We start from the raw sequence: 6617 nt of genomic DNA on the forward strand, positions 1-6617 counted from the left end.
CCATGGAAACGGCGGTGACCATTGCCAATACGGCCGCCGCCGTAGCGGTGGGCAAGCTGGGCACGACCACCGTTTCGCGCGCCGAACTCAGCCACGCACTGATGCGCGACATGCCGGATTCGGGAAAATGCGTCTCCCTTGAACAGGCGGCGGCCATGGCGCGGGACTGGCGGCACCATGGGGCACGGGTTGTCTTTACCAACGGATGTTTCGACCTGCTGCATCCGGGTCATATCGCCCTCATACAAAAGGCTGCGGCACAGGGGGACAAGCTGATCGTGGCGCTGAATACCGATCGCTCCGTCCGCCGCCTGAAGGGGGAAAGCCGCCCCATACAGGATGAACGCGCACGGGCCACCGTGATCGGCGCGCTGCGCAATGTCGATCTGGTCGTGCTGTTTGACCAGGACACGCCGGAAGAGGCCATCCGCGCGATCCTGCCCGATGTCATCGTAAAGGGTGCGGATTACCGCGAGGATGAAGTCGTGGGCGGCGATATCGTAAAAGCCAATGGCGGGCGTGTCGTGCTGGTTGACATCATGCCAGGCCGGTCAACCACATCGCTTGTACGGCAGGCGGGCGGCCAGCGCCGGGCCGGGACTGATACCCCGGCGTGACACCCGACCACTTCCAGACATGGGCTGTCCGCCAGGCCCTGCCGCTATGGTCTGAAAACGGGTTCGACAGGGATCGGACCCTGTTCCATGAACGGCTTGATTTCAACGGACGTCCTATCCCCCTGCCCGCCCTGCGCCTGATGGTGCAGGCACGCCAGATCGCGACCTATTGTCGCGCGGCCCTGCGTGGCGACTCGCCAGCAGGTGAGATGGCCCTGCGCTGCCTTGCGGAAGTCGAACACCGCTATCACCGTGCCGATGGCGCGGCGGGGTGGGTTTTCTCCCTTGCACCCGACGGGCGGCCTGCCGACCGGCGGCGCGACCTGTACGCCCATGCCTTCATCCTGTACGCCCATGCATGGGCGTACCGCCTGTCGGGTGATCCGGGCCTGCGACGCCGCGTGGGAGACGCCGCGACAGAACTGGAGACCATCTTCCGTACCTCCGGCCCGGGATTCATGGATGCCGTGCCGCCCCAAGACGCCATCAGGCGGCAGAATCCCCACATGCACCTGCTGGAAGCGTGGCTGGCGCTGTTCGAAGCCACGGGAGAGGATATTTACCGCGACCGTGCCGCCCGACTGGTCACGCTGGCCACCACGCGCTTCATCGACCCGGCCAGCGGCCTGCTGCTGGAAGATTTTACCGCCGACTGGCATCCTCTTCACCCTGCGGGCCAGAACCGGGCGGAACCGGGCCACCTGCTGGAATGGTCATGGCTGCTGCATGAATACCTGCGCCTGTGCGCACCACGGGATGCGGACGGCATCCGGCAGGTTGCCGAACGGCTGCATCGGGTCGCCCTGGCCCATGCCGCATCCGTCCATCCCCCCGTCATCCGCAATGCGGTAGGGCAGGACGGACGGGTCGTGGATGGAGGCACGCGCATCTGGCCCCAGACGGAACTGATGCGCTCCCTTGGAACGAATACAGGTTCATCGGGCATGATCGCGGGCGTGCTGGCGCATTTCGCCACCCATTATATCCCGTCCCACCTGAATGGAGGGTGGATCGACCGCCTGAACGCGGACGAGACATCGGCCATGGATCATATGCCCGCCAGTTCGCTGTACCATATTTACGGGGCGGTCTGCGACCTGACCGATGGCAGGGCGGACACTGGATAAACGTTTAAGGCGGCGTCCCTTGAAGCTTTTTGAAAAAAGCTTCACCAAAAACTTCCTTGATTACAGATTATCCAGCCCAAGGGCCGCGATATCCGCGGGCGGTCCTGCCAGCATGCAGGCAACCCCGGTCGTGCGGTCCACCACCATGCGGATATCCACCGGGCCTTCCGCGCCAAACAGGTCGGATGTCACGACATAGGCCGGGCGCAGGGGTTCATCATCGGCGGCATCATGACGCGCCACCGCTGTCATGAGACGGCCCAGCGCGCGTTCCAGCCCTTCCATCACACGTGACGGGGCAAGGCGCGGGTGCTGGGGCGTGTCGTCACCGGTGCAGTGCAGTTCCAGCAGTTTCGACCATGCCGCCGTGGGAATAAACATGGGCATGCGCGACCCGTCATTATGCCGTTCGGCATGCATGATGCGCCGCGTATTGGCCAGTTCGATCACATCAATGCGCGGCAGATCGTCACCAATCCGGGCGGCCACGGTACGGGGGGTACCGGTCATGCGCGGGCGACCCCTTCAAAATGCGATGGCAGCTTGAGGATATCCTGCGATGACAGGGCGGAGGAAATATAGAAGCCCTGTATCCGCTCCGGCTTCATCTGCATGACCAGATCGAACTGTTCGCGGTTTTCGACACCTTCGACCGTAATTTCCATCCCGAAACCCTGCCCCATGTCGATCAGGCTGGACAGGACCATGCAGGCATCGGGATTACCCACGATGTTGGCGACCATGCTCTGGTCGATCTTGACCTGTGAAAAGGGCAGTTCGCGCAGGTGGTTCAGCACGGTAATTCCCTTGCCGAAATTATCCAGCGCGATACGGAAACCCGAACGCGCCAGTTCGCGCAGGTTGCGGATCCCCTGATCCGCCCGGCGGCCATGCAGCATCGCCTCGGTCACTTCCAGCACGAAGCTGTCCGGGGACATGTTGAAACGCCTGAGCGATTCCTCCAGTTCACGCTGGTAGTCATCACGGATCAGGTCCATGCGCGACAGGTTGATGGCAAGCTGGCGCGGGGGCTGGCCCTTCTCGTTCCACATGCACACGTCATGGCGGAAGGCCTCGATCATGCGTGGACCCATGGCCTGCGCCAGGCCGGCATCGGTGAACACGTCGGAAAAATCCTCCGCCGCCAGCAGGCCGCGCTCGGGGTGCTGCCAGCGCAGCAGTGCCTCGATCTGGTCCACTTCAAGTGTGCGGCAGTTCAGGATCGGCTGGTAATAGACCTCGAACTGGTTGCGTTCGACACCACACCGCGCCTCGCTCAGGATGGAGACACGGGCCTGCGCGCGCTCGCGCAGGTTGCGGGTGAACATCTGCGACTGCTTGCCGCCCGCGCGCTTGGCGGCGTACATCGCCATGTCGGCGTTTTTCTGCACGTCTTCCATCGTGTCGGTGCCATCGAGCAGCACCGCGCCGATACTGCCCGCAACGCTTACGGTCACCGTTTCGATGTCAATGGGACGTTCCAGCACGCCCTGCAGGCGGTCCATGTACCGCTCCAGCGATACGTCCTCCAGCGTGCGGTGCAGGATCACCGCGAACTCATCCCCGCCCAGGCGGCTGACAGGGTCATCGGGGTGGGTCATTTCAATCAGGCGCGAGGCAATGGCGCGCAGCACGATGTCACCCGCATGGTGACCATGCACGTCATTGATCTGCTTGAAGCCATCAAGGTCGAACATGGCCAGCGCGGGCTGGGGTGCCCCACCACCGCCTGATTCACGGCAGCGCGCGATTTCATCTGCCAGCGCGGTATTGAAACCACCACGGTTGAGCAGACCGGTCAGCGTATCCGTTTCCGCCAGTTCACACAGACGGTCACGGGTGTTCATCAGTTCGGTAATCTCGAACCGGCTGGCGACATAGCCCTGTATCCGGCCCTGCCTGTCCTTTTTGGGGATGATGGTGGTCGCCACCCAGTACAGCGATCCATCCTTGGCACGGTTGCAGATATTGCCCTGCCACAGCTCGCCCGCCTCGATGGTACGGTACAGGTCCCGGAAGAAATCCGCGTCATGATAGCCGGAATTGACAATCCGGTGCGTGGAACCGATCAGTTCCGCCCGCGAGTACTGACTGATTTCACAAAAACGGTCATTCACATAGGTAATGACCCCCTGTGTGTCGGTAATGGCGACGATCAGGACACTGTCAACCAGGTCGGCCCAGAAATCAGCATCCTGATGTGTCAGTGCCCGCAGCCGATCATCGTGTTGCAATGCCATATTCCCGCCTGGAACCTACAATAAAAAACAGAACAGAATGCTTCATGAAATCAGCCCGGCAACAGGACCGAAGCGCTGCATGATACACCCATGCGCCCACGCCAGACCAGAGACCACATCATATTACACCTTGGTCGGGATAAGGAACGAACCACGTTCCTGTCGCTCACGGAACCATTTTTCCAGTTCCTCCGGCGGCAGGGGTTTCGCGAACAGATAACCCTGCATCACATCACAATGCAGTTCTTCCAGCAGGCGCCACTGCTGCTCGGTCTCGACCCCTTCGGTCACCACCGTCATGCCCAGGCGCGACCCGATGCCGATCACCGCCATGGTCACGGCCTGCGCGTTGGTGTCATGCTCGAAATCATTGATGAAGCTGCGGTCGATCTTGATTTCCGTCAGCGGCAGGCGCGTCAACCGCGACAGCGACGAATAGCCCGTGCCGAAATCATCCATCGACAGCCCGACATCCAGCTTGCGGATGGCGTACAGCACCTCTTCGGTATCACTGCTGTTGTCCATCATCACGCTTTCGGTGATTTCCACCGTCAGGCGGTCCGGCGTCAGGTCATGGTGCTTCAGCAGGTTGCTGATATATTCCGGCAGCGCGCGGTTGCGGAAATGCACTGCTGACAGGTTGACCGCAACCGTGGGCACATGCACCCCGTCACGGTCCCATTTCACCATCTGCCTACAGGCTTCCTGCAGCGACCACCGGCCAATGGCCTCGATCTGCCCCGTATCCTCCGCCACCGCGATGAAGCGGGACGGATAGATGTTGCCCAGTGTGGGATGATGCCACCGCGACAGGGCCTCGACCCCGTACAGGCCCCCGGTCATGGTTTCCACCTGCGGCTGGTAATGCAGCCTCAGCATGCCCTTGGCCAGCGAGTCCCGCAGCGCGGAGCCAAGCATCAGCCGTTCCTGCGCCACCTGGTTCTTTTCATGCCCGGCGAAGCGGTACAGGCCACGCCCGTCTTCCTTCGCCTGCCGGGCCGCGGCATCGGCCAGGCTGAGCAGGGATTCGCTGTCCGGTCCGTTTTCGGGGAAGGTGCTGATGCCGACACAGCACGAAATGCTCAGCGTATTCTCACCCACCTGCAGGGGCTTGGCGATCGAATTGATCAGGTTTTCGGCAAACTGCTCCGCACGCCTGTGCGAACAGTCAGGCACAACAATGATGAATTCATCCCCACCCGAACGGCTGACGATATATTCGTCATTGACCAGTGCGCGGATGCGGCGACCGATCTCGATCAGGAAACGGTCTGCATTCACATGGCCCAGCTCGTCATTGATATCGCGGAAACGGTCGATATCCACCATGAACAACGAGAACTGGCTGTCCCCGCCCCGCATGATCAGGCGTTCGATGACATTATGCAGCGACGTACGGTTCAGCAGTCCGGTCAGGCTGTCGAAATTGGACAGCTGGGCAATGTGCTGGCGCGTCTGGTTCTGTTCGATCGCCAGCGCGCACAGGGGCATGCAGGTCGAAACCACCCGTTCGGGCCATGCCAGCGAGGGATCGTCATCACGCAGGTACACGGCGAACACACCCATGACCTGTCCCGTGCGGGAAATGATGGCAGAAGAGCAGCACCGCTCCAGCCCCAGTGAACGGGCAAGGGAGGAATACCCATCCCACACCACGGCATTGCTGTTGCCGGGCGCAGTGCGCAGCGCGTCGATCTGTTCGGGTGTCAGCTGCATGCTGTCCAGCGCCGTGCGGTAGCGGTTGGGCATGCCGGGGGAAGACGTAACGCTGACCTTGTGCGCGCTGTCAAACATGATGAGCGCCGCCACCCCACCGGGCACGAAACCGTCCACGCGGCGGCACAACCGGTCTCCCACTTCCTGCAGGGTTACGTCGGACGCCAGCGACTGGAGCACTTCGTTCTGCAGGATCAGGATTTTGCGCTGGCGGCTCTGTTCCGTCACGTCCTTCATGACGGCGATGTAGTAGATCCTGCCTGTCTCACCCACCTGCACGCGCGAAATCGACAGTTCACCGCAGACAGATTCGCCATTGGCGCGGCGGAATTCCACCTCACGCGATGTGCCGACAATGCGGCCTACGCCCGTCTCGCGGTTACGGTCGATATAGCTGTCATGCTGCGCACGGTCCGCCTGTGGCACAAGGCAGCTGACATTCTGTCCCATGACCTGTGCACGCGGCAGGCCCCAGATCCGCTCGGCCGCGGCATTGAAGAAGATGATGCAGTTGTGCTCATCAATCACGACCATGGGATCAATGGCCTGCTCCATTGCGGACAGCAGGACATCGGCGCTTATCTTCGGCTGATCCACCGTAAACTCCAGAACGTTGGCACGACCCGTCGCGCCATGTGAGATCACTTTTCCTGATCGTGGCAGGCACGCTTGCAGTACCATGCCGGACAGACCAGCCCTATACAGTGGCAGACACCACCGGGACCGTCGATTGGGGGGCTACCCTACGGGTTAAGGGACAGGGGAAACATGACATGCCTCAATCTTGACACAAAGCCCTCAGTTCCGGTTCCGTTCAAGATCCTGTGGCAACAGGCCCGCCAGCGGGCGGCAGGCATACGCGGTTTCGCTTTCCGGCTGCGGCTGGTTCTGGCGCAGTTCGGCGGCCCCTGCGGCCA

General features: G+C 61.7%; 5 protein-coding genes and 1 pseudogene (1 of these 6 running past the window's edge). 2 read left to right on the plus strand and 4 right to left on the minus strand.

Annotated elements, in window-relative coordinates; genetic code table 11:
* A partial coding sequence (gene rfaE2 / locus GEU01_RS27765; RefSeq protein ID WP_456303516.1) for a D-glycero-beta-D-manno-heptose 1-phosphate adenylyltransferase occupies positions 1-617 on the plus strand: 617 nt, incomplete at its 5' end.
* Entirely contained in the window at positions 614-1744 is a 1131-nt protein-coding gene (locus GEU01_RS10085) for an AGE family epimerase/isomerase (protein ID WP_019085984.1), read from the plus strand. The genes rfaE2 and GEU01_RS10085, both read left to right, overlap by 4 nt.
* A gap of 60 nt (positions 1745-1804) precedes the next feature.
* On the opposite strand, the gene GEU01_RS10090 is transcribed toward GEU01_RS10085, so the two are convergent.
* The 4 genes and pseudogenes from GEU01_RS10090 to GEU01_RS22590 form a co-directional block, all read right to left on the minus strand.
* Positions 1805-2254, minus strand: coding sequence for a hypothetical protein (locus tag GEU01_RS10090; protein ID WP_019085985.1), 450 nt, complete (start codon positions 2252-2254; stop codon positions 1805-1807).
* Complete coding sequence (locus tag GEU01_RS10095; RefSeq protein WP_019085986.1) at positions 2251-3984, minus strand: putative bifunctional diguanylate cyclase/phosphodiesterase; 1734 nt, start codon at positions 3982-3984, stop codon at positions 2251-2253. Before GEU01_RS10095 ends, GEU01_RS10090 begins: the two co-directional genes overlap by 4 nt.
* 123 nt (positions 3985-4107) lie before the next feature.
* Positions 4108-6345, minus strand: coding sequence for an EAL domain-containing protein (locus GEU01_RS10100; protein WP_019085987.1), 2238 nt, complete (start codon positions 6343-6345; stop codon positions 4108-4110).
* 153 nt (positions 6346-6498) lie between these two features.
* Positions 6499-6617, minus strand: a pseudogene (locus GEU01_RS22590) (1-acyl-sn-glycerol-3-phosphate acyltransferase); it runs 1011 nt beyond the window's last position.

This window comes from Komagataeibacter europaeus LMG 18890 (genome assembly GCF_000285295.1).
Lineage (GTDB): Bacteria > Pseudomonadota > Alphaproteobacteria > Acetobacterales > Acetobacteraceae > Komagataeibacter > Komagataeibacter europaeus.